At 32.9% G+C, this 21,920-nt stretch carries 27 protein-coding genes and 1 other RNA gene; 7 read left to right on the forward strand and 21 right to left on the reverse strand.

The window, feature by feature from the left end; genetic code table 11:
* Positions 1-27 precede the first annotated feature (27 nt).
* From ACXAFS_RS05660 to ACXAFS_RS05695, 8 genes are all read right to left on the reverse strand, one after another.
* Positions 28-675 carry a phosphoribosylanthranilate isomerase gene (locus ACXAFS_RS05660; protein ID WP_475305827.1) on the reverse strand — a complete coding sequence of 216 codons (648 nt, stop codon included), beginning with the start codon at positions 673-675 and terminating at the stop codon, positions 28-30.
* A complete protein-coding gene (gene trpC / locus ACXAFS_RS05665; RefSeq protein ID WP_475305828.1) occupies positions 672-1,457 on the reverse strand; it encodes an indole-3-glycerol phosphate synthase TrpC in 786 nt (261 codons plus the stop codon). Before trpC ends, ACXAFS_RS05660 begins: the two co-directional genes overlap by 4 nt.
* Positions 1,454-2,446, reverse strand: a complete 993-nt coding sequence (gene trpD, locus ACXAFS_RS05670) for an anthranilate phosphoribosyltransferase (protein ID WP_475305829.1) — start codon at positions 2,444-2,446, stop codon at positions 1,454-1,456. The genes trpC and trpD overlap by 4 nt, the downstream gene beginning before the upstream one ends.
* Positions 2,447-2,574: 128 nt before the next feature.
* Complete coding sequence (locus ACXAFS_RS05675; RefSeq protein ID WP_475305830.1) at positions 2,575-3,141, reverse strand: anthranilate synthase component II; 567 nt, start codon at positions 3,139-3,141, stop codon at positions 2,575-2,577.
* 1 nt (position 3,142) lies between these two features.
* Positions 3,143-4,543, reverse strand: coding sequence for an anthranilate synthase component I family protein (locus ACXAFS_RS05680; protein ID WP_475305831.1), 1,401 nt, complete (start codon positions 4,541-4,543; stop codon positions 3,143-3,145).
* 259 nt (positions 4,544-4,802) lie between these two features.
* Positions 4,803-5,372: a YceI family protein gene (locus tag ACXAFS_RS05685; protein WP_475305832.1), complete on the reverse strand. Its 570-nt coding sequence runs from the start codon at positions 5,370-5,372 to the stop codon at positions 4,803-4,805.
* A gap of 22 nt (positions 5,373-5,394) precedes the next feature.
* A complete protein-coding gene (locus ACXAFS_RS05690) occupies positions 5,395-6,027 on the reverse strand; it encodes an NAD(P)H-dependent oxidoreductase (protein ID WP_475305833.1) in 633 nt (210 codons plus the stop codon).
* 59 nt (positions 6,028-6,086) lie between these two features.
* Positions 6,087-6,542, reverse strand: a complete 456-nt coding sequence (locus ACXAFS_RS05695; RefSeq protein WP_475305834.1) for a MarR family winged helix-turn-helix transcriptional regulator — start codon at positions 6,540-6,542, stop codon at positions 6,087-6,089.
* Positions 6,543-6,644: 102 nt separating this feature from the next.
* On the opposite strand from ACXAFS_RS05695, the gene ACXAFS_RS05700 reads away from it, so the two are divergent.
* The 5 genes from ACXAFS_RS05700 (at position 6,645) to ACXAFS_RS05720 (ending at position 10,797) form a co-directional block, all read left to right on the forward strand.
* Positions 6,645-7,193, forward strand: a complete 549-nt coding sequence (locus ACXAFS_RS05700; protein WP_475305835.1) for a TlpA disulfide reductase family protein — start codon at positions 6,645-6,647, stop codon at positions 7,191-7,193.
* 7 nt (positions 7,194-7,200) lie between these two features.
* Positions 7,201-7,812: a thioredoxin family protein gene (locus ACXAFS_RS05705; RefSeq protein WP_475305836.1), complete on the forward strand. Its 612-nt coding sequence runs from the start codon at positions 7,201-7,203 to the stop codon at positions 7,810-7,812.
* Between the two features lie 126 nt (positions 7,813-7,938).
* Positions 7,939-8,250, forward strand: coding sequence for a rhodanese-like domain-containing protein (locus tag ACXAFS_RS05710; protein WP_475305837.1), 312 nt, complete (start codon positions 7,939-7,941; stop codon positions 8,248-8,250).
* A gap of 29 nt (positions 8,251-8,279) precedes the next feature.
* Positions 8,280-8,690: a rhodanese-like domain-containing protein gene (locus tag ACXAFS_RS05715; RefSeq protein ID WP_475305838.1), complete on the forward strand. Its 411-nt coding sequence runs from the start codon at positions 8,280-8,282 to the stop codon at positions 8,688-8,690.
* Positions 8,691-8,820: 130 nt separating this feature from the next.
* Positions 8,821-10,797: a protein-disulfide reductase DsbD family protein gene (locus ACXAFS_RS05720; protein ID WP_475305839.1), complete on the forward strand. Its 1,977-nt coding sequence runs from the start codon at positions 8,821-8,823 to the stop codon at positions 10,795-10,797.
* On the opposite strand, the gene ACXAFS_RS05725 is transcribed toward ACXAFS_RS05720, so the two are convergent.
* Positions 10,798-11,526, reverse strand: a complete 729-nt coding sequence (locus tag ACXAFS_RS05725) for a nitroreductase family protein (RefSeq protein ID WP_475305840.1) — start codon at positions 11,524-11,526, stop codon at positions 10,798-10,800. It abuts the gene before it with no gap.
* 97 nt (positions 11,527-11,623) lie between these two features.
* Here ACXAFS_RS05725 and ACXAFS_RS05730 point away from each other — a divergent pair, with 97 nt between their 5' ends.
* A complete protein-coding gene (locus ACXAFS_RS05730) occupies positions 11,624-12,985 on the forward strand; it encodes an NAD-dependent succinate-semialdehyde dehydrogenase (RefSeq protein ID WP_475305841.1) in 1,362 nt (453 codons plus the stop codon).
* On the opposite strand, the gene ACXAFS_RS05735 is transcribed toward ACXAFS_RS05730, so the two are convergent.
* From ACXAFS_RS05735 to ssrA, 4 genes are all read right to left on the reverse strand, one after another.
* Positions 12,975-13,214: a DUF7672 family protein gene (locus tag ACXAFS_RS05735; protein ID WP_475305842.1), complete on the reverse strand. Its 240-nt coding sequence runs from the start codon at positions 13,212-13,214 to the stop codon at positions 12,975-12,977. The two genes, ACXAFS_RS05730 and ACXAFS_RS05735, sit on opposite strands and share 11 nt — an antisense overlap.
* The gene (gene msrA, locus ACXAFS_RS05740) at positions 13,207-13,749 is read right to left on the reverse strand and encodes a peptide-methionine (S)-S-oxide reductase MsrA (RefSeq protein ID WP_475305843.1); all 543 of its coding nucleotides are present in this window, start codon (positions 13,747-13,749) and stop codon (positions 13,207-13,209) included. Before msrA ends, ACXAFS_RS05735 begins: the two co-directional genes overlap by 8 nt.
* Positions 13,742-14,200, reverse strand: coding sequence for a peptide-methionine (R)-S-oxide reductase MsrB (msrB, locus tag ACXAFS_RS05745; RefSeq protein ID WP_475305920.1), 459 nt, complete (start codon positions 14,198-14,200; stop codon positions 13,742-13,744). The genes msrA and msrB overlap by 8 nt, the downstream gene beginning before the upstream one ends.
* 87 nt (positions 14,201-14,287) lie before the next feature.
* Positions 14,288-14,685, reverse strand: a transfer-messenger RNA (tmRNA) gene (gene ssrA, locus ACXAFS_RS05750).
* 171 nt (positions 14,686-14,856) lie between these two features.
* Between ssrA and ACXAFS_RS05755 the strand changes: the two genes are divergently transcribed.
* A complete protein-coding gene (locus tag ACXAFS_RS05755; protein ID WP_475305844.1) occupies positions 14,857-16,065 on the forward strand; it encodes an NAD(P)-dependent oxidoreductase in 1,209 nt (402 codons plus the stop codon).
* On the opposite strand, the gene ACXAFS_RS05760 is transcribed toward ACXAFS_RS05755, so the two are convergent.
* The 8 genes from ACXAFS_RS05760 to ACXAFS_RS05795 all read right to left on the reverse strand — a co-directional run bounded on the left by ACXAFS_RS05760 (position 16,066) and on the right by ACXAFS_RS05795 (position 21,866).
* Complete coding sequence (locus tag ACXAFS_RS05760; RefSeq protein ID WP_475305845.1) at positions 16,066-16,926, reverse strand: hypothetical protein; 861 nt, start codon at positions 16,924-16,926, stop codon at positions 16,066-16,068. It abuts the gene before it with no gap.
* 61 nt (positions 16,927-16,987) lie between these two features.
* Positions 16,988-17,656 (reverse strand): DUF1361 domain-containing protein, encoded by a 669-nt coding sequence (locus ACXAFS_RS05765; protein WP_475305846.1) that lies wholly within the window; start codon positions 17,654-17,656, stop codon positions 16,988-16,990.
* Positions 17,619-18,017, reverse strand: coding sequence for a ribosomal maturation YjgA family protein (locus ACXAFS_RS05770; RefSeq protein WP_475305847.1), 399 nt, complete (start codon positions 18,015-18,017; stop codon positions 17,619-17,621). The genes ACXAFS_RS05765 and ACXAFS_RS05770 overlap by 38 nt, the downstream gene beginning before the upstream one ends.
* Before the next feature lie 3 nt (positions 18,018-18,020).
* On the reverse strand, positions 18,021-18,635 hold the full coding sequence (locus tag ACXAFS_RS05775; protein WP_475305848.1) for a SanA/YdcF family protein: 615 nt from the start codon (positions 18,633-18,635) through the stop codon (positions 18,021-18,023).
* 2 nt (positions 18,636-18,637) lie between these two features.
* On the reverse strand, positions 18,638-19,150 hold the full coding sequence (locus ACXAFS_RS05780) for a Coq4 family protein (protein ID WP_475305849.1): 513 nt from the start codon (positions 19,148-19,150) through the stop codon (positions 18,638-18,640).
* 315 nt (positions 19,151-19,465) lie between these two features.
* A complete protein-coding gene (locus tag ACXAFS_RS05785; RefSeq protein WP_475305850.1) occupies positions 19,466-20,851 on the reverse strand; it encodes a DUF4153 domain-containing protein in 1,386 nt (461 codons plus the stop codon).
* Positions 20,852-20,909: 58 nt separating this feature from the next.
* Complete coding sequence (locus tag ACXAFS_RS05790; protein ID WP_076617240.1) at positions 20,910-21,203, reverse strand: winged helix-turn-helix domain-containing protein; 294 nt, start codon at positions 21,201-21,203, stop codon at positions 20,910-20,912.
* Between the two features lie 51 nt (positions 21,204-21,254).
* Entirely contained in the window at positions 21,255-21,866 is a 612-nt protein-coding gene (locus tag ACXAFS_RS05795) for a hypothetical protein (protein WP_475305851.1), read from the reverse strand.
* Positions 21,867-21,920: the final 54 nt, after the last annotated feature.

Genomic DNA, 21,920 nt, shown 5'->3' on the forward strand with positions numbered 1-21,920 from the left:
TTAAAGTTTTAGTTTGTGGATTCCGCATCAAGTGCGGAATGACAAATTGGTTATAAATTCTTCTATTTTTTCAATAGCCTTTAATCCAGGTTTTATTTCAAATTTGCTGTTGATATCTATAGTATAGCAATATTTAGATTCCTCTCTCTGAAGGAATGACAAAACATTGTCAATTTCCTCTAATCCAATGCCACCACTTAAAAAATATGGTTTTGTTGATGGATACGCTTTTAGCACATTCCAATTAAAGGTGTAACCGTTTCCGCCAGGTAATTTTCCTTTGGTGTCGAATAGAAAATAATCTACCACATCTTCATAAGGTTGCAGTTGACTAAAATTGAACTCATCTTTGATGCTGAATACTTTGATGATCTCATATTGCGATGCTGAATCAAGTTCAACATCACAATGGTTTTTTAATTCTTTGCAATAGTCTGGTGATTCATTACCATGCAACTGAATTGCATCAAGTTCATACTTTTCAATTTTTTGCAAAATGACGTTAATTGCCTCATCAACAAAAACACCAACTTTTTTGATTGACTTTGGTAAATCTGGAATGATACCTTCAAAATTTCGCGGTGATTTGTCGTAAAATATAAAGCCAAGATAGTCTGGTTGCAGTTTTGCAACTTCGGCTGTGTTATATTTCATGCCACAGATTTTAAGTTTCATGAGTTTAGAGTATTAATGAATTCTGTTGCACTAAGACCAGGATTATCAGTTTTCATAAAATTTTCACCAATTAAAAAGCCTCTATAACCATAAGGTTGTAATTCTTTTATGGCTTCAATAGAACTGATACCACTTTCTGAAACTTTTATAAAATCGTTAGGAATGTGTTTACTCAATGCTTTTGACGTTTCTAAGCTTACTTCAAAAGTTTTTAAATTTCTGTTATTAACACCAAGCATATCAATTGTTGGCATGATGGATTTTTGAAGCTCTTCTAAATTATGAACCTCAAGTAAAACATCCAGTTTTAAGCTTTTCGCCAATTCCGAAAACTGTTTTATTTCTTCCTTAGTTAGGATTGCAGCAATCAACAAAATTACATCAGCTCCATAAGCTTTTGCTTCTAAGATTTGATAAGTGTCAATGATGAATTCTTTTCGTAATAGTGGCAAATTGCAACTGGCTCTAGCTAGTAATAAATCGTCGAGCGAGCCACCAAAATATTTACTATCTGTAAGCACAGACATACCACAAACACCAGCGTCTTCATAACCTTTAGCGACATCTTGCACATTCAGGTTTTGGTTGATTGTAGATTTTGATGGTGAACGTCTTTTATGTTCTGCAATAATTCCTGAAGTGCTGTTTTTTAAACCTTCAGAAAGTGAAATTGTTGATCTTTCAAAAAGCACTGAAGTTTCCAATTGTTTTAAAGGAATAATACTTTTTCGAAGTGCAACTTCTTTGCGCTTGTCAATTACTATTTTATCTAGGATATTCATTTACTAAGTTCAATTAATTTTTTCAGGCTAGATTTTGCAAGACCACTTTTTAAGGATTCTTCAGCCATTGCAATACCTTCTTTGTGCGAAATCTGTTTTACCGTTGCTATGGCTAGACCAGCATTGGCGCATACCACGTTATTTTGTGCTTCGGTTCCCTTTCCGTTAATAATTTTTTTGAAAATTTTAGCTGCATCTTTTACAGTAGTTCCACCATAAATATCTGAAGCATCGATTTGTTCTAAGCCAATGTCTTGAGCTTCAAATAAAGTTTCAGAAGTATTGGTGATTGTTTTTGTTTTTCCCGTTAATGAAATTTCATCATAACCATCTAAAGCATGGACAATAGCATAGTTTTTATCAGTTTCTTGGTATAAATAACCATAGAGTCTGAGTAATTCTAAATTAAACACTCCAACCATCTGATTTTTTGGAAACGCAGGATTTACCATTGGACCCAGCATATTAAAAAAGGTTTTTACACCAAGCTCCTTACGTATTGGTGCTACATTTTTCATTGCAGGATGAAAAAGAGGTGCATGCAAAACACAAATTCCTGCTTTGTCTAAACTGCGTTTTAAAAAATCGATATCATTAGAAAATTTAATACCTAAATGCTCCATAACGTTAGAAGAGCCTGACGCAGATGAGACGCCATAATTACCATGTTTTGTTACATGTACTCCAGCACCAGCAGTGACAAACGAGGATAGGGTTGATATGTTAAACGTATTTTTACCATCACCACCTGTGCCACATAGATCAATGGTATTATAACCATCTAATTCAACAGGAATACATAGTTCTAGTAAGGCATCTCTAAAACCACGAAGTTCTTCTGTAGTAATACTTCGCATCATATAAACGGTTAAAAAAGAAGCGATCTGGCTTTGATTGTATACACCATTTGAGATATTTACTAAAACTCTCTTGGCTTCTTCTGCTGAGATGCTTTCTTGATTTATTAGTCTGTTTAAAATTTCTTTCATAGGTCTATCCCTAACCCTTTCCGAAGGAAAGAGAATTTAGTTTGTTTAATTAAATTTTCTTTAAGTCAATTTTTTCCATCTGTTTGTCTTTTTAAGTCCTTCCCTTTGGGAAGGATTTAGGATGGGCTTTAACTATTCACCCAATTTTCTAAAATCTTTTTCCCATCTGGTGTTAATACTGACTCGGGATGATATTGTACACCCTTAACATCATAGACTTTGTGCCTTAATGACATAATTTGCCCGTTAGTATCAAAAGAAGTTGCTTCTAATACCTCTGGTAAATTATTGCTAACCACCCAAGAGTGATATCTGCCAACTTCAAAGGTTTTATCTATACCTTTAAATAATGACTCATCATCAACAGAAAGCGTTACATGTGTTGCAACACCATGATAAACTGTATCTAGATTTTCTAGTGTGCCACCAAACACTTCACCTATAGCTTGTTGCCCTAAACAAACACCAAGTATACTTTTTGTTGGTGCGTACTTAGCAATAATCTCCTTTAAAAGTCCGGCTTCGTCTGGGATTCCAGGACCAGGTGAAAGCACTATTTTATCAAACGCATCAACTTCATCAAGTGTTAATTTATCATTTCGTTTTACGGTAACTTCGCAATTTAAGTCTTCTAAATAATGAACTAAATTGTAAGTGAAACTATCGTAATTGTCGATTACTAAAACCTTTTTCATATTAAATTTCTTTAGCGAGTTCAATAGCTTTTGTTAAAGCACCTAACTTATTATATACCTCTTGTAATTCATTTTCCGGACTGGATTTTGCGACCAATCCTGCACCAGCTTGCCAGAATAGTTTATGATTTTTACTTAAAAATGTTCTAATCATAATGGCATGGTTAAAATTGCCTTCAAAATCCATAAAACCAATAGCACCTCCGTAAAAGCTTCGACTTGTTTTCTCATACCTTTCTATAAGTTGCATCGCCATATGCTTTGGTGCACCACTTAATGTTCCTGCAGGAAACGTATCTGCCACAATTTGCATAGTATCAGCTCCTTTATGTTTAGTTCCAGTGACCTTGCTTACTAAATGAATAACGTGCGAAAAAAACTGTACCTCTCTGTAATTTTCTACTGTAACGTTAGAGCCATGTCTACTAAGATCGTTTCTTGCTAGGTCAACAAGCATCACATGCTCGCTATTTTCTTTGTCATCTTTAATGAGTTTTTCTGCTAGTTCAGCATCCTTAAGATCATTTCCTGTTCGTTTAAATGTGCCTGCAATAGGATGAATTTCTGCTTTACCTTCTTTAACGATGAGTTGTGCTTCTGGCGAACTTCCGAAGATTTTAAAACTTCCGTAATCAAAATAGAATAGGTAAGGGGAAGGATTAATGCTTCTTAATGCTCTGTACACATTAAATTCATCTCCACTAAATTCTTGGGAAAATTGTTTAGATAATACTAGCTGAAACACATCACCTCTGGCACAATGTTTTTTAGCAAGCTCAACATGGTGCTTATATTCATCATCCGTTAGATTAGATTGAATATCTCCTTTTTCATTGAAGTTGTAAGATGCATATTGCCTTGTCTGAATAATTTGATGTATCTCATCAATGTTATTATCAGTATCAAAACAGTGCGCAAAAATGTAGGCTTCGTTTTTAAAATGGTTAATGGCAATGATGTTTTGATATACAGCATAATAAATGTCTGGAATATCAATAGATTTTTCTTTTTTAGAAATCTCGATGTCTTCAAAATACTTTACAGCATCGTAAGCGGTATAGCCAAAGATGCCATTATTTATAAATTTGAAGTCTTCATTAGAATCAACTTTAAATCGTCGTGTGAACTTGTTGATTTCTTCTACCACACATATAGATTCTGCAAAGTTGTTTTTAGAGCTTCCGTCTGGATAAGTTTGTGAAATTAAACCGTCCTTAACCTTAATGGAAGCAATAGGATTACAACAGATATAAGAAAAACTATTGTCATTGGCATGATAGTCACTACTCTCTAGTAAAATGCTATTAGGAAATTTATCTCTTATCTTAAGATAAATGCTCACAGGAGTAATGGTATCTGCAAGTATTTTTTTGTAATGTGTGTATAAACTGAATGTTTTCATTTATGATTTAAAATTAAAAAAGGCTTGTCGTGAATGACAAGCCTTTTTCTATAATATTACATACAAGGTTTATTTCACGAACATGAGTTTGCAAAATTCCACCACCAAGTATGATTTGTTATTGTTTTCATCTATGTGCCAAATATAGAAATGAAAATTTTTATTTCAAACTATATCATAAAAAAAGATTCTTGTCCTCATATGTTATACGCTTGAACAAGAATCTTTATAAAATGGATTGCTATTAATCCTTAGGGAATTAGAATTTTAATTCTACATTAATATCAAATTCATCATATATAGCTTTATCTTTTAATGTTTCTAATAATGAAGGTGATTTATAAGTGATTTTGTGCTTTGTTCTGTCTATTTTTAAACTAGCAGTTGCAGAATTTTCAGACACTGTCATAGGAAAAGAAATAGATTCTGTAATTCCTTTTATAGTAATATCTCCTTTAACAGTGTACTTGCCATTTTTACCACTTACAGAAGTGATTTTTAAAGTAGCTGTTGGATATTCTTCAACACCAAAGAAATCATCAGATTTTAAATGACCATCTAGTTTGTCTTTATAATCACCAGATAAATCTGTAGTGTTAATAGAAGTCATGTCGATAGTAAAAGTGCCACCTTCTAAAGTCTCTCCATTAAATGATAAAGAACCTTCTTTTAGGTTGATTGTTCCTTCGTGTTCACCACCAACTTTGTAACCTTTCCATGTTACCTTACTTGTTGATACATCTACTTTTTTATCTTTTAAGACTGTAAATGACATAAAAGATAATGCTAAGATAAATAGCATAGCGAATTTTGAATTTCTGTTTTTCATTTTAATAATTTGTTTTTGAGTTTTAAAAATTTATGAATAATTGATTTTCTGATTTTCTTACTTTTTCATGGTTCTGCGTATCGTCTTCTGCAGATCTGTAACCTAGAGTAACAACCACTGCAGCATTGAGATTTTTAGAATTTAAATCTAAAATTTTATTGTATTCTTCGCTTTGAAATCCTTCCATAGGGCACGCATCTATTCTTAACTGCGCTGCAGCTGATAATAAGTTTCCTACTACTATATATGCTTGTTTAGCAGTCCAAATGGCTTTTTGTTCCTGGCTAAGTTGACCAATGGTAGATTTTATAGTATTTGAATAATCTTCAACATCCTCTTTGGTTAGATTTCTGGTATCGATCACGTTTTCAAAATAGTCGTCCACTAATTCTTCTCCGAAGTCGGTCATGTTGGCAAATACTATCATATGTGATGCATCTTCTATTTGAGATTGATTCCATGATACTCCACGCAATTTTTTTCGGGTTTCCTTATCTTCAATATTTAAGATTTTATATGGCTGCAATCCATAGGAAGAAGCCGTTAATTGCATAGCTTTTTTTAGTGTTTCAAAATCTTCGTTAGATATTGTTTTAGAACTGTCAAATTTTTTTGTGGCATATCGCCATTTTAGGTCTTCAATAATATTTTTCATGTTATTATTTTTTAGTTGTTAGTACTTATGTTGTATATACAAATGTTATTTTAAATTTTTTAACCTCTTAATTTTGTGAGCAAAAGATTTAAAGTCTCTAATTCTTCAGTGCTTAATTTACTTGTTAATTCGTTTTCCTTTTTATCAATAACAGGATCTAGAATATCAAGAAGTTTTAAACCTTCTTTAGTGATGTAGATATCTACCTTTCTTCTGTTTTTTTCACATATAAAGCGTTCTACTAAATTCTTTAGGATGAGTTTGTCAACTAGGCGAGTAGTATTACTCATTTTGCTTATCATTCTATCCTGAATATCTTTTAGGTTAGAAGGCTCACCATTTTTTCCTCTCAAAATTCTTAATACATTGAACTGCTCTATAGAAATTTCATAAGGTTTTAAAACCGAAAGGATACCATCCTTAAAATTTATACTAGTTAAAGAAACATTCAATACTGTTCTTTTTGCTAGTGGTAAACTCGACTTAGTTTTTAAAATTTCAGTTATATCTTTCATATACAACAATTGTATATACAAATGTAAAGAATTTAATCAATAATAAAATTAATTTTTTGTTAATTATTGAACTGTATTTGTCACTATTAATAACTTTATAACATGAAGCGATTAATTCTATTATGTCTTTTAATTATTTGTTCTTGTAAGAATAAGAATGAAGGTGTAAGTGTGTCTGATGAATCTAAGAGTGTTTTAAGTACAGAAAAGAAAACCGAAAACCCTGTAGATTTTGATTTAGAAATTTATGACTATGATGGTTTAGAGCCATTAATCAATAAAAGCGATAATAAGGTTCACGTGGTTAACTTTTGGGCAACTTGGTGTGCTCCTTGCGTAAAAGAGCTACCTTATTTTGAAGAAATTAACCAAGAATACAAGGATAAAGATGTAGAAGTCTTATTGGTAAGTTTAGATTTTCCGAGGAATTATGAATCTAAACTGAAACCATTTATCGCTAAAAGAAATTTGAAGTCAGAAGTTGTAGCCTTTGATGATGTAGATCAAAACCGATGGATACCAGCAATAGACAAAGATTGGTCTGGTGCTATACCAGCAACAATAATTTACAACAAAGGTAAGCGTAAATTTTACGAGCAGTCTTTTACAAAAGAAGAATTAATAACCGAATTGAAACAATTTTTAAATTAATAAACTTATGAATACGCTAAAATTACTTGCAGTTATAGTGTTAACAGTTACACTATCTGCTTTTACCGCAACCACTGACAAAGGTGGGTATAAAATTGGAGATGTAGCTACCGATTTTAGTTTAGAAAATATTGACGGTAAAATGGTGTCTTTATCAGATTTTAAAGACGCAAAAGGTTTTATTGTGGTTTTTACTTGTAATACTTGTCCGTATGCTGTAGCCTATGAGGATAGAGTAGAAGCACTAAATAAAAAGTATGCTGATAAGGGTTATCCTGTAATTGCAATTATGCCAAACAATACAGATGTAAAGCCTGGTGACAATATGGAAGCTATGAAGGCAAGAGCAAAAGCAAAAGGTTTTACGTTTCCGTACTTGATGGATAAGGGTCAAAAAATATATCCGCAATATGGTGCTACAAAAACACCACATATTTACCTCTTACAGAAAACAAAAAAAGGGAATATCGTAAAGTATATTGGAGCAATTGATGACAACTATAAAGATGCTAGTGCAGTAAAAACTAAGTACGTAGAAAATGCTGTAGATGCATTATTAGAAGGAAAAGATATTGAGGTTAAAGAAACACGTGCTATAGGTTGTTCCATAAAAGTATAGAGATAATAGAACTCTTTAAAAGAGGAAATTATGTTAAAATTAAATCCGAAGTTGTAACACTTCGGATTTTTTTACGTCTATATCATAAGGAAATGTTAATTTTGTCTAATTAAAATTGCTAAAAAATTGAATTTATCTCAAAAAGATTGGACAAAACAACTAGAGGAAGACAATAATTCTGTTGTTTTAGATGTTAGAACGCAAGATGAAGTTAATGAAGGCATTATCCCAAATGCTATTCATATAGACATATATAGAGGTCAAGGTTTTATCTATGAAATAGATCAATTAGATAAAGCCAAGAATTATTATGTATACTGTAAATCTGGAGGTAGGAGCGCACAAGCATGTGCCATAATGAATCAGTTGGGTTTTAAAAATGCCTATAATTTGGTTGGAGGTATCACAGATTGGCAAGGAGAAGTAACCATTAAGTAATAGAATTAATCTAAAAAAGCTGTTTGCATATGAAAAGATTATTAATAATAGGCTGTTTGTTAATGGCTGTTAGTTTTGGTACAAGCTGCGTGGACAGCAAAATAGAAGATGCTGAGGTGAAACTTGTAACTGCAGAAGAGATGCAATCTATACTAGAGTTAGAAGATGTGCAATTGGTAGATGTTCGTACTCCAAAAGAGCACGAAGAAGAGCGCATAGCTAATTCTCAAAATATAGATTATAATTCTCCTACTTTTGATGAAGATATAGCAAAATTAGATAAAGCAAAACCTGTAATTTTATACTGTAAAGGTGGTGTAAGAAGTGCAAAATGTGCTCGAAAACTTAAAGATGCAGGCTTTCAGAAAATTTATGATTTAGAAGGAGGGCTTTCTAAATGGAAGCATTCAGATAAACTAAAAATTGAAGTAAAGTCATAAAAATTAAAACCGAACATTTGTTCGGTTTTTTTTATTCCTTTGTCATAATTCTTAAGGTTTTTATAAATTAGACGACTCTTAAGAAATAATAAAAGCGCAAAGATTACATTTGTGTACTAATGCTTTATTTATGACAGCAAAAAAAGTCTTTCTATTTAGCCTACTATCCTTATTTTTTTCATTCAATTTATTTTCTCAGGAATTAGAACCTGTAAAATGGGATTATGAGGTTGAGAAAGTTTCAGACACAGAATTCATTCTAATTTTTAAAGCCAATGTAGATAAAGGTTGGTATATATACTCGCAAGAGCAACCATCTGAAGAAAGCTTTGCTCCAACAACCTATTTTGAATTTCAAAATGTTGAAGGTAACTATCAATTAGAAGGAAAAACATCAGAGCCAGATGTACCAACAATTTATGATAAGATTTTTCAAGAAGAAGTAAAAAAGTTTAAAGATAAAGCTGTTTTTAAGCAAAGGGTAAGCCTTATCAATAAAGATTTAAAACAGATTGACGTTAAAGTAGATTATCAAACTTGCGATGACTCTAAGTGTATACCTGGTGATTTTTTATTTAATTTTTCTTTAGACGGTTCAGAAATCGTTAAGGAAGACATTGTAATTGACGAAAAAAGTAAACAATTATCAGAAGGTCTTAACCTAAATGTAACAGGTTGGGATAATTATGAAGAGGAGGTTATTGAGGAGAAAAGTAACTTGTCTATCTTTTTTCTAGGTTTTATAGGTGGTTTAATAGCGTTGTTAACACCTTGTGTATTTCCTATGATTCCATTAACGGTTTCATTCTTTACAAAGAGTGCAGGTGATCCGAAAAAAGGCTTGTTCAACTCGTTATTATACGGATTCTTCATCTTTTTAATCTATGCATTATTAAGTATTCCTTTTCATTTACTAGATACTTTAGATCCTGGAATTCTAAATAACATTTCAACAAATGTGACGCTTAACCTTATCTTCTTTGCTATTTTCATTGGATTCGCATTTTCCTTTTTTGGATATTACGAATTAACCCTACCACAATCGTGGAGTGCTGCTATGGATAGTCGAGCAAATAAAATAGGTGGTTTTATAGGCATCTTTTTTATGGCACTAACACTTGCTATAGTGTCATTTTCATGTACAGGTCCTATCTTAGGTACATTATTAGGTAGTTCGTTAACTGCAGATGGTGGAGCCACTCAACTTACCATGGGAATGAGTGGTTTTGGTTTAGCATTAGCCTTGCCGTTTACGCTTTTTGCAATGTTTCCAAAGTGGTTAAATTCTTTACCAAAATCAGGAGGATGGTTAAACACGGTAAAGGTTGTTTTAGGATTTATAGAATTAGCATTAGCACTTAAATTTTTATCTAATGCAGATTTAGTGCAGCATTGGGGACTTTTAAAACGTGAAATATTTATAGGAATTTGGATAATAATTGGTATTGGTTTGGCCTTATATTTATTTGGGAAAATTAAGTTTCCACACGATGGTCCATTACAAAAATTAAGTAAAGGAAGGTTAACTACTGCGTTTTTAGTAATAGCCTTTGTCATTTACTTAATACCAGGATTGACAAACACAAAATGGGCAAATTTAAAGCTGCTCAGTGGTTTTCCTCCACCAATGTTTTATAGCATTTATGAAAAAACATCAGAGTGTCCTTTAGACCTTAATTGCGATAAAGATTTAGAAAGTGGTTTGGCATTAGCTAAGGCAGAAAACAAACCTATTCTTTTAGACTTTACAGGTTGGGCTTGTGTAAATTGCCGTAAAATGGAAGAACAAGTTTGGAGTACATCCCAAGTATATGATATTTTAATGGAAGACTATGTTATCATTTCACTTTATGTGGATGATAAAAAGAAATTGCCAGAAGATGAGCAGTTTCAATACTTAAGAAGTAATGGAACGGTAAAGGATATTGAAACTGTTGGTGACAAGTGGCAAACACTACAAACCATTAATTTTAAGAATAACTCTCAGCCATATTATGCATTGCTAGATCATAATTTTGAATTGCTAAATTCTACAAAAGCATACGAGCCAGATGCTGATGCTTATCACGAATGGTTGAAAACCGGTTTAGAGAATTTTAAGAAGTAATTATACTTCAAAATAGACATCCTCAAACGGAACTCTAAAGCGAGGACCGTAGATGCCTTTTTCGTCTCTAATGCCGCAGCCAATAATCATATTGATTTCAGCACCTCTAGGAAGATTTAAGATACGTTTTACTCTAAGTGTATCGCTACCTTCCATAGGGCAAGTATCATAACCAATAGCAGCCATACTGGTCATAAAATTTTGGGCAGCCAATCCTGCACTTTTATGTGCTACAATACGCATATCGCTTTGTCTAACTTGTCTATAAATAGGTTTAAAAAGTCCAACAATCTGAAAGACTCCATATTTTAGAATTCCTAGAAAACCAAAAAAGTCGGCATATACAGTTGGTATTAATTTCTTATAATAGTTGGTAGCCATCTTTTTGCGTTTTGCTTCTCGTTCAGTTAGATTTTCTTTATCATATACCTTATTTAAAAAAGCAACATTGGCCTTAGCGCGTTGTCTCCATAGATCTTTTCTGGTGACCACAACAACTAATTGCTGCGCTGTTTTTGCTGCACTCTGATTAAAGCATGCTTTTGCTACTTTTTCTAGTACATCTTTATTGGTGATATGATAAAATTCCCAAAGTTGAAGATTACTGCTAGTAGGTGCTAAAGAGGCATTAACTAAACATTGTTTTACCTTGTTTGTGTCAATAACTTCATCTTTGTATACTCGCGTAGATCTTCTATACGCTATAGCTTCAGAAACCGTCTTTTCCATTTAATTAACATTTAGCTTTCAAAATACTAAAGTTATACTAAATGTCAGGGTTTGTGCTTTAAGAATTCAAAAATCTCTTATTTTAAAAAGAAAAATTATGAGCACAATAACAACGATAAATCCGTACACACAAGAAGAATTAAAAACATATAATCTAATTAGTGATACTGATTTAAAACAAAAGTTAAATCTGGCAGATGAGCAATTTCAAAGTTGGAAAACAATTGAAATTAAAGATAGGAGCAACTTAATGTCTAAAGTTGCAGAACTTTTGATTGAACGAAAAGAAAGCTATGCAAAACTAATGACTGATGAAATGGGTAAACCGATAACTCAAGGTATTGCTGAAATCGAAAAGTGCGCTTGGGTTTGTGATTTTTATGCTAAAAATGCAGAAGACTTTTTAGCTGATCAATTAATAGAGACCGATGCTGAAGAAAGCTTTATCAGTTACGATCCGTTGGGAGTTATTTTAGCAATTATGCCATGGAATTATCCGTTTTGGCAAGTAATGCGTTTTGCAGCACCAACGCTTATGGCTGGTAACACAACGCTGTTAAAACACGCGTCAAGTACTACACAGTGTGCGTTGGAAATTCAAAAATTGTTTGAAGATGCAGGTTTTCCTAAAGGTTGTTTTCAAACCTTATTGGTTTCACACGATCAGATTGAAACCATTATAGAAGATGATATTGTAAAAGCTGTAAGTCTTACAGGAAGCGAAGGAGCAGGTCGTAAAATTGCTGAAATAGCAGGTAAAAACCTGAAGAAAGCAGTTTTAGAACTTGGCGGAAATAATGCCTGCATCGTTCTTAAGGATGCAGATTTAGATGAGCATATAGCCACAATGGCCTGGGCACGTATGCAAAACGCAGGTCAGAGTTGTATCGCAGCCAAGCGTTTTATAGTTGTTGAGGATGTTTATGACGAATTCTTATCTAAATTTAAAGCCAAAGTAGAGTCTTATGTCGTAGGAAATCCAAAGGAAGACAAGACAGAAGTAGCAACAATGGCTTCTGTTAGCTTGGCTGAAGAAGTAGAACAACAAGTCAAAAAATCTTTAGACAAAGGTGCTAAAGTTGTTTATGGAAATAAACGTGAAGATGCACTCTATCATCCTACAATTTTGGAAAATGTCACTGCAGAAATGCCAGTTTTTAAAGAAGAGGTTTTTGGTCCTGTAGCTGCAATTATAAAGGTAAAAGATGAAAATGAGGCTTATGATATGGCATCAAACTCTAGATTTGGTTTAGGAAGTATGGTGTTTACTAAAAATACAGATAAAGCCAAAAAACGAATAGGCGATATCGCAGATGGAGCATTCTTTATCAACGAACTTGTAAAATCCGACCCTAGATTACCATTCGGTGGAACCAAAGCTTCAGGTTATGGACGAGAACTTTCTAAAGAAGGTATTATGGAATTTGTAAACGCTAAAACAGTATTCATTAAAAAATAAAATTGTAAAGTTTGTCACCAGGCCAATAGCCAAAGCCCAAAACCATTGGGTAGCCTAAGAACAACCATAAGGCATCTATAAATGTTAAGGATTTAAAGGCTGAAAATCCGTCATTTGAAATTAAATCAATAAAATCGTACCATGATTTTATACCCAGTTTTAAGACAATACCATTGGCTAAAATAGCAATTACAAGTATGGCAATTCCTATAAGATATATTCTAAACATCTTTTAATTTATCTGAATGTAATTTACGTAATTTAGATAATTTAGGGTCTATTACAAAGGTACAATAGCCGTAATCAGGATTATTTTTATAGAAATCCTGATGCTCTTTTTCAGCTTCAAAAAATGTTTGAGCTTCAGTAATTTCTGTTACTATAGGCTTTTCAAAATAAGCCGCTAATTCATTAAGAATAAGTTTAGCGGTTTTTTTCTGTTCTTCGTTATGATAAAAAATCACAGAACGATATTGCGTACCTCTATCTGCACCTTGCTGATTTAACGTTGTTGGGTCATGCGTTGTCATAAAAATTAGTAGTATATCTTGAAATGAAATTACATTAGTATCAAATGTAACCTGTACCACTTCAGCATGTCCTGTTAAACCTGAACAAACTTCTCTGTAGGTTGGTCTGCCAGGAACATTGCCTCCCATGTAACCTGAAACAACCTTTTCAACACCCTTAACTTCCTCAAAAACAGCTTCGGTACACCAAAAACATCCTCCGCCAACAGTAGCTATTTGTATATTCTTACTCATTTGTGTTCTCTTTTTCTAAAACCATAGATTCTGAATTAATACAATAACGCAGACCACTTGGCTCAGGACCATCGGGAAATACATGGCCCAAATGCGCATCACAAGTATTGCACATAACTTCTACGCGTACCATTCCAAAAGAAGTGTCTTTTTCATACTTAATAGCATTTTCCTTAATAGGTTGGGTAAAGCTTGGCCAACCTGTACCAGAGCTAAATTTTATGGTAGAGTCAAATAAAGGAGTATTGCAACATACACAATTATACTTGCCATCCTCATAAGTTGTGCATAGTGCACCACTGTGAGGACGTTCTGTTCCTTTTTGTCTTGTAATTCTGTATTGTTCTGGTGTTAATTGGTCTTTCCACTCTTTATCCAATTTTTCAACACGTTGATCTGGAGTTAGGTTACCGTTAACTGCAAAATTTATAATGTCTTTCCAGGTGAGCATAGCTTTTTTCATGTAAAGATAGTCGAAGAATTTGTATTTTGATTACATAAAAATAAAACCCTTAAAACCATATAGTTAAAAGGGTTTTTGTGGAGTCGGAGAGAATCGAACTCTCGTCCAAACAAGTAACCAAAGGGCTTTCTACACGTTTAGTCTATTCTTAGGTTTTCGATGCAAAGCTGGCTAAAGACAGCCTACTTTACACTTAGCTTCTTAATCTCGAAAGGGCATCAAAGCACTACCCAATCTTAGTCAATTTTTACGATGCCTCTAAAAAGAACGCCACTAACCAAGGCTTTCTGGAGACATTTAGCCTTCCTACCTTGTAGGAATATAGCTTGAAATCTTACTATAATTCAGATTAAGCAGCTAAAGCGTAGTTATTCTCGCCGTTTAAAATTTGGTCTAGCCTTTTACGTGTTTCAAAACCATTACACGACGTGCTTACCATTTAATTAGTCTCGCTGTCAAAACCAGTCGACCCCAAAATTTTAAAGGTAAAGGAGCGCGAAGTTACAAAAAAAGTTGTGCAACCTCTTAAATCCATTTATTTTCGTGCAAAAATTATTCCATTTTCAGTTTATAGTTTGAAGTGTCAGTTTTCAGTCACCAAAAAACAATTAAACGGATAAACAGTTTAACAAATCCGCATCAGTATGAAATTCGCCATCATAAAAGAACGTAAAAATCCACCAGACAGACGTGTTGTATTCTCACCAGAAACTTTAGTAGAAGCCAGAGAAAAGTTTCCGGAAGCTGAGTTTGTTGTTGAGTCTTCCGATATACGTGTGTTTCCAGATGAGGCTTATGCCAAATTAGGATTTACAGTTACAGATGATGTGTCTGATGCAGATGTTATGATTGGTGTAAAGGAAGTTCCTGTTGAAAATTTAATTCCGAATAAAAAGTACTTCTATTTTTCACATACCATAAAAAAGCAGCCGTACAACCGTAAGTTGCTTAAAGCAATGCTAGAGAAAAATATTGAAATGTACGACCACGAAACCATAGTAAAGCAGAGTGGAGCAAGACTAATAGGTTTTGGACGTTATGCTGGTTTGGTTGGAGCCTACAACGGCTTTAGGGTTTTAGGACTTAGAGATGGTTTGTTCAATTTACCAAAAGTAGAAACCCTTGCGGATTTAGAAGAAGTAAAAGCTGAATTGGATAAAATCACAATTCCAAATATAAAAATCTTACTTACAGGAACAGGAAAAGTAGCCTATGGAGCTAAAGAAATTTTAGACTATTTGGGTATAAAAGAAGTAAGCGATGCTTTATATCTAACATCTGAATTTACAGAGCCAGTTTACGTTATGGCAGATGTAATGGAATATGCCAAACGCAAGGATGGTAAAGTTGGAAATAAGCAACAATTCTATAAAGACCCAACAGGTTATGAGAGTAATTTTATGCCTTATGCCAAGCAAACGGATTATTTTATAGCAGGTCATTTTTACGGCAATAATGCACCATATTTGTTTACAACAGAAGATGCCAAGCATCCTGAATTTAGAATTAATTTAGTAGCAGATGTATCTTGCGATATTGATGGTCCTGTGGCTTCAACCATTCGTCCTTCAACCATAGCAGATCCTTTTTATGGTTACAATCCACAAACTGAGCAAGAAGTTGCTTTTGATGACAAAGAAGCCATTACTGTTATGGCTGTAGATAACTTGCCTTGCGAATTACCAAAAGATGCCAGCGAAGGTTTTGGCGAAACATTTGTAGAGCACGTTATTCCTGCTTTTTTCAATAATGATGAACGTGGTATTTTAAAACGTGCAAAAATCACAACTGCTGACGGTAAGTTGACAGAGCGTTTTAAATATCTTCAGGATTATGTGGATGGGAAAGAATAGTTATTGATTGACGATTTCGTTCCCAATATTTTGAATTGCTGTCTGCACTTCAGGCAATAAATCAAAATATCCTTTTTGATCTGGCGTATCAAAGCCACTTGATAGTAGATAGGAAATTAAAGCTATGGCATCTTCCTCGGATTTTGCAAGTTCATAATAACTGTTAGCCATTGGTATTAGGATGTTTTCTTCAAAACCTGCATCTGTGTAAAAATCTAACCATTGAGATTCCATTACAAAAACTAATTTTTGGTTTGGATTTGTTCTTTTGTTCTTAATCAATGTTAATCGGCTTAAGTACTCGTTATCATTTTTAGGGTCTAAAGTTCCGTAACGGTCAAACCCAATCCAATCGATATCGTCAGTAATTTGTAGTTGGTCAATAACATCTGGTGCTTCAATGACCATAATAGGAATGTCTGGAAATTCTTGTTTAATACGTGCTGCTATCAAGGCTAATTCAGCCATGTCCATTTGGTTCCAAGCAGGCTCGTCTGCAAAATCAAAAGCTGCTACTTCTTCAACAGTAATAAAGCTATTGTTCTGTGCCCATTCGTTAAATAGGATATCATAATCTTCAAATAGCTCATATCTAAAACCAGATGGCGAACTACTGTCCTCAATATTATTAATAAACAATCCTTGTAAATGTATTAATACCTTGTTGTTGCCTGTAATAGCTAAATCCACTCTAGACTCCATACTACTTAAATCCGTGGGACACATATCAATAAGATTTACATAACCATCAACCTGATTTGTGTAATTTGTACCGCAGTCTGTAATTGCAAAACCAAAGTATTTTAGATGTATGTTGTCCTCGTCATTATTGTTCTTAGTGCAACAAAGGCACAATATCATTAATATAATAAAAATTTGAACTCTCATGATGTCTTTTAAACTTTGACTACAAAATTCTTGATTAAGTTACATTTTTATTTGTTATTAAGTTTTTCATCATCCAATACCCAACAACCAAAAACCCACTAAATCCTAAAGTAAATAGCCAAGCTTCAGAATTTTGAAATGGGGAAACCATAATTTCAAATACATCAGAAATTAACACTTGTGGATTGCTGATGATTTCCCAAGAATTGTATCTAAGAAATCGACCAAGGTAAACACCAAAACCACACAAAAAGATGATGAATGTTGTTGTGCTTTCAATAGGAATCTTTTTGAAATCTGAAACTATCAACTTTTGCATATCTAATAACGATAAGTAGAAGAGGAGTAACCCACTTAAAGCAAATGACAGCACAACCAAAACATCTAGCCAAAGCCAAGTGTCATTGCCAACTCTAATATGAATTAGGTCTGTAACTATGTACGGAGCATTTGGTAGAAACGCTAACCAAACTAAAAACCAAAACCCGAGTTTTAGTTTGCTTAAGTTTTGTTTGGTATTAAGATACATGGTAATGGTGTATGGTATAATGGCTAAGAAGACATTCCAAACCAAGAAGAGGTAAAAGAATGATTTATTCAGTTTTATTCTTACCATTAAAGCGATAATGCTAAAGGTTAATGCAACTATGACTAATGATAGCGTTTTAAACTTTGATTGTATGAGTGTTTTTATAGTTTCCATTGTAATATTCTATGATTAAAACTGTTATAATTCCTAAGGTATAAGCTACTAAATCTCCAAATTGAAATGTGCTACCAAAAATGAGATTTGCAGCTGTACTGTTTTCTAAATTAAAGTAGGCTAAGAATGGAGTGAGTTGAAGCAACTCTATGCTATAAGCAATAAAGAGGACGACCAAGGCTGAGGCCCTCACACTCATATTGGTGCATCCTCTAAATATTGCATACAATAAAATAACCACGAGATAGTCGCCAAAGGTGTAGCGGATAAATCCGGTTTTTATAATAAAGGCTATGGCAAGCTCAATTAAAAAAAGAGCGTGTGCCAATGCTAAATAGTATTTGTTGAATTGAAGTTTCATAGGTTATTGAATTGTGATTTTTTCTCCTAAAAATTTAGGTTGTACATTAAAAACTAAATCGAGACTTGCTTTAGATCTTGCCAAATATTCTCTAAAATGAGCGTTATAAACATCTTTGGCATTAAAACCTACAGCATTAATACCAAATTGCTTTGCAATATATATAGCACGTTGATTATGGAACTTTTGTGAAATAATTGTAATGGAAGTTTGACCAAAAATTTCTTTGGCTCTTACAACAGAATCTAAGGTTCTAAAACCTGCATAGTCCAAAATAATTCGATCTCTAGGAATACCTTTTGAGATAAGATCTTTTTTAAAATCTGTAGGTTCATCATAATCTTTTCTACTATTATCGCCACTTACCAAAATGTATTCGATTTTTCCTGCCTTGTAAAGTTGTACAGCTGCATCAATTCGATATTTGTAGAATAGATTAATATTTCCACTAGCAGCATATTTTCCAGTGCCAAGTAATAAACCAACTTTGTTCTTCGGAATGTCGTTTACACTATCATAAACTTGATGTCTAGTTTTGAAACTCATCCAGTGATAAGTGCCAAAAACACCAATGCTTATAAGGATGATAATGAGTAGTGTAATTTTAAATATCTTCATGATTAGCTGAGTTTAAGTTGGAAACGTTGGGATTTAGAAAAAATAACTTTCCTAAAATCTTCAATAGAAACATGTAGTAGTTTTTTGTAATCAAAATGATGAAAAGGATTAGCGTTCTTGCCAGTTTTATAAGATTTGTAATAGTATGCATAGTAGTCTGGTAGGATAGCAACACCAAGTATTATGGCTCCATATAAATAAAGACTTCGTTTTCCATTGCCATAACACAGGCACTGCAGTGCAATTTCGTCTTCAACTTTTGTGCTATAACCACATAGTACATGGTAGCAATCGTGACGTTCTACTTTAGGAATCAGTTCAAAATTGTTTTTATCTAAAAATTCACCCAAATGCCTTCCAAAAGATGGTTTGGGCATTTTTAATAAATCGGATTTTGAGATGTTCCATGATTCATGATGCTTAAATATTCTTGTATAGATGCGTTGGGAATTTTCAAACAACCAAATGATGAGTTGTTTTCTGAGGTGCTTTATTTTTTTAAATAGGTTGTTCATGGTAGACGGGTTTGATTTGGTTCAACGGCAAAAGTTTTTTTAGAAGGTTTAATTTTTCTTCTCCACAGAAATAAGGCTAAAAAATAAACTGACGAGAAATAGTAAATAACAAGGATTGAATTGTTGAAAGTGACAATAAATACTATACAAATCGATGTTAAAGTAATTATGTAGTAAGGGAAACAGAGTTTAAATATTTGCATAGCATCAGTTGATGTATTGAAGGACCAAAACACACAAGCAATACTGATTCTTATAATGGTATAAGTTGCCAACAAAATAAATGATATGCCAAAAATTATTAATGCAACCATGTTATCTGCGGTTTAGTTTTAAGTTATCGTATTGAAGCTCTTGCCAGGAATTAGTATATAGTTCCATAGTGTAGTTTTTATACTTTTCTTCAATGCGATGAATACTTTTGTTTTCAATTCCTTTAGTTTCTATTTTTTCTTTTAATAGTAAGGTGTTGTTGTCAGACAAGTCAATCAGATAATTAATATCCATTGATTTGGCGTAATTAAAATTGTAGTTAGTAATATGGTAATCCCAATTAACCATTGCTGCGATAACCAATACAATAAATGCTGCCTTTGTATTTAATCGAAACAAATACCAAATGTTTTTTGTTTTGTCGATTTTTATAAGTGTAGTAACAAGTCCTGTTAAAGTTAAAATAAGGTAGACTAAAACACCAATACGCTTATAGGTTAACCCAAAATAATAGATATATTGACTGTTTTTTATAGCAATGCTTAGCACTAATATTGCGTTAAGAATAATCCATGTAAAGGCTAAGTTTTTTACCGTCTTATTCTCTTTATAAAAATTAAGATTACCTCTAAAAACATAAAGTAGAATAATTATTGCAATAACTATAGATGCAATTAAAGCGTTAATGCCACTATGCACTTGACTTGAGAAAACCGAACCACGAACTTCTTCGTTTGTTAAAATAAAAGTGATATCTGTTATTAGAAAAATTACAATAAGCACGTTGAGTAAGGCAATTAGTATGATGCCTAGCTGGTTTTCTTGTTTTAAAACTGGAATAGAAAAATCTTTTGTTTTAAATAGAAGGTTACCAGTTTTTAAGTCTTGTGATGTAGCAGGTTCTACTACAATTGGTTTGTGAATATTTAAAAATAAATAATAACCTAGACCTGCAAATAGTAACCATTGAATGTTGATAAAACTAAAATCAATCTTTTCAATAAGTTCATTAAAAATTGGGTTTCCGTTTTGATATAGTCCAATAAATATGATGACAATCGCTGCAGGAATTAAAATAATTTTAGCTAAGTGAACATAATCAATTTCTTTTTTTGATTCTACAGTTTGCGTAGCCTCATTTACTGTGAAATTCCGATGAAAGAATCCTGCAATGGTTGTATATAAACCATTGAGCCAGTTTACATAAATAGACGATTTATTTTTAGACAATAATCCAATGAGTGTAAAGAATGATACACTATTTGCAATAATAGCAAGAGCAGAGTCATGAAAAAAGACTGCAAGTCCTGTAGCAAGATAAATACCAGCAAAGCCTATATTCTTTTTGCTCTTAAAATCGTCACTATTATTTATGGCAAGAATAAAGACAGATAGCAAGCTGAATAAAAAAAGGTTAAGCCCAATTTGTTTATCGTAAAACAAAGTGCTAAAGAATAGTGCTGAGGCAAGTAGAATAAATTGTTTCATGGTTTTTTGGTATTTAAAAGTACTTTGAAAAACAAAGTAAATTGATAAAAAAATACGATTATGTCTTTTTGATAAGCTTTTCTAAAGCTTCAATATGTTTTTTAAATTCGGCTTTACCAAGTTTTGTTGCGCTGTATCTGGTATTTGGTTTTCGTCCAATAAATTGTTTTTCAACTAATATATATTCTGCATTTTCTAATGCTTTTGTATGACTTGCCAAGTTGCCATCTGTTGCGCCAAGCAGCTCTTTAAGTGTATTAAAATCAGCATACTCATTTACCATCAAAATAGACATAATTCCTAGTCGTATTCTGTGATCAAAAAGTTTATTTATGTTTGAAATAATATTCAAGGTTCAAGATTTAATGTAAAGTTACTGAAAACTGTGAATGGCAACTGTAAACTACATCCTATCATATTTAAAATGCATCCAACTGCCATAAACAATATGCATTATTCCGAATCCTATAACCCATAACCAAAAGCCATAACCAGGATAATAACTTGCAATTAACCCAAGTACGATTTGAATATATCCTAAATATCTAATATCTCCTAAACTATATTTTGAGGCACTCACTAAAGCCAGGCCATAAAATATTAGCATTAAACCACCAGTTTGTCCATAACGTCCTTGGTCTAAAATAATGAGGCAATAAATACCACCTACAACAAGCGGTATTAAAAAGTTGAGTAGGAGCCTACGCGATGAGCTATCCCAAATTTTCTCATTATTTTGTTTCGCTTTACGTGTTGTAAGTATAATTCCAGTTATTATACTGAGAATAGCAATCATAGCTAGTACTGCCATACAGGTCCAAAATACCCAACCATGAAAAATGTAAAGAAGGCCTCCGCTATGGTTTATAACTAACCAATAGGCAACAGCAGCACCAATTAAAGCGTATATTCCTGCTAGTATGCCAGATAAGCCACTTAATGATATAAAGCGAGACGATTTATTCATTAAATTTTTAATCTCGCTAATGTCTTTTAGATAGTCTTCGTTGCTCATAATTAAAAGTACTTTGAAATACAAAGTAAATAAATAAATTTGATTTCAACAAAA

It is taken from the genome of Winogradskyella sp. ABM4_392, assembly GCF_056160445.1.

Excerpts from the sequence above, each read along its gene's own strand:
- ACXAFS_RS05660 (WP_475305827.1), bottom strand. The coding sequence starts at position 675 with ATGAAACTTAAAATCTGTGGCATGAAATATAACACAGCCGAAGTTGCA.
- trpC (WP_475305828.1), bottom strand. The coding sequence starts at position 1,457 with ATGAATATCCTAGATAAAATAGTAATTGACAAGCGCAAAGAAGTTGCA.
- trpD (WP_475305829.1), bottom strand. The coding sequence starts at position 2,446 with ATGAAAGAAATTTTAAACAGACTAATAAATCAAGAAAGCATCTCAGCA.
- ACXAFS_RS05675 (WP_475305830.1), bottom strand. The coding sequence starts at position 3,141 with ATGAAAAAGGTTTTAGTAATCGACAATTACGATAGTTTCACTTACAAT.
- ACXAFS_RS05680 (WP_475305831.1), bottom strand. The coding sequence starts at position 4,543 with ATGAAAACATTCAGTTTATACACACATTACAAAAAAATACTTGCAGAT.
- ACXAFS_RS05685 (WP_475305832.1), bottom strand. The coding sequence starts at position 5,372 with ATGAAAAACAGAAATTCAAAATTCGCTATGCTATTTATCTTAGCATTA.
- ACXAFS_RS05690 (WP_475305833.1), bottom strand. The coding sequence starts at position 6,027 with ATGAAAAATATTATTGAAGACCTAAAATGGCGATATGCCACAAAAAAA.
- ACXAFS_RS05695 (WP_475305834.1), bottom strand. The coding sequence starts at position 6,542 with ATGAAAGATATAACTGAAATTTTAAAAACTAAGTCGAGTTTACCACTA.
- ACXAFS_RS05700 (WP_475305835.1), top strand. The coding sequence starts at position 6,645 with ATGAAGCGATTAATTCTATTATGTCTTTTAATTATTTGTTCTTGTAAG.
- ACXAFS_RS05705 (WP_475305836.1), top strand. The coding sequence starts at position 7,201 with ATGAATACGCTAAAATTACTTGCAGTTATAGTGTTAACAGTTACACTA.
- ACXAFS_RS05715 (WP_475305838.1), top strand. The coding sequence starts at position 8,280 with ATGAAAAGATTATTAATAATAGGCTGTTTGTTAATGGCTGTTAGTTTT.
- ACXAFS_RS05720 (WP_475305839.1), top strand. The coding sequence starts at position 8,821 with ATGACAGCAAAAAAAGTCTTTCTATTTAGCCTACTATCCTTATTTTTT.
- ACXAFS_RS05725 (WP_475305840.1), bottom strand. The coding sequence starts at position 11,526 with ATGGAAAAGACGGTTTCTGAAGCTATAGCGTATAGAAGATCTACGCGA.
- ACXAFS_RS05730 (WP_475305841.1), top strand. The coding sequence starts at position 11,624 with ATGAGCACAATAACAACGATAAATCCGTACACACAAGAAGAATTAAAA.
- ACXAFS_RS05735 (WP_475305842.1), bottom strand. The coding sequence starts at position 13,214 with ATGTTTAGAATATATCTTATAGGAATTGCCATACTTGTAATTGCTATT.
- msrA (WP_475305843.1), bottom strand. The coding sequence starts at position 13,749 with ATGAGTAAGAATATACAAATAGCTACTGTTGGCGGAGGATGTTTTTGG.
- msrB (WP_475305920.1), bottom strand. The coding sequence starts at position 14,200 with ATGCTCACCTGGAAAGACATTATAAATTTTGCAGTTAACGGTAACCTA.
- ACXAFS_RS05755 (WP_475305844.1), top strand. The coding sequence starts at position 14,857 with ATGAAATTCGCCATCATAAAAGAACGTAAAAATCCACCAGACAGACGT.
- ACXAFS_RS05760 (WP_475305845.1), bottom strand. The coding sequence starts at position 16,926 with ATGATATTGTGCCTTTGTTGCACTAAGAACAATAATGACGAGGACAAC.
- ACXAFS_RS05765 (WP_475305846.1), bottom strand. The coding sequence starts at position 17,656 with ATGGAAACTATAAAAACACTCATACAATCAAAGTTTAAAACGCTATCA.
- ACXAFS_RS05770 (WP_475305847.1), bottom strand. The coding sequence starts at position 18,017 with ATGAAACTTCAATTCAACAAATACTATTTAGCATTGGCACACGCTCTT.
- ACXAFS_RS05775 (WP_475305848.1), bottom strand. The coding sequence starts at position 18,635 with ATGAAGATATTTAAAATTACACTACTCATTATCATCCTTATAAGCATT.
- ACXAFS_RS05780 (WP_475305849.1), bottom strand. The coding sequence starts at position 19,150 with ATGAACAACCTATTTAAAAAAATAAAGCACCTCAGAAAACAACTCATC.
- ACXAFS_RS05785 (WP_475305850.1), bottom strand. The coding sequence starts at position 20,851 with ATGAAACAATTTATTCTACTTGCCTCAGCACTATTCTTTAGCACTTTG.
- ACXAFS_RS05795 (WP_475305851.1), bottom strand. The coding sequence starts at position 21,866 with ATGAGCAACGAAGACTATCTAAAAGACATTAGCGAGATTAAAAATTTA.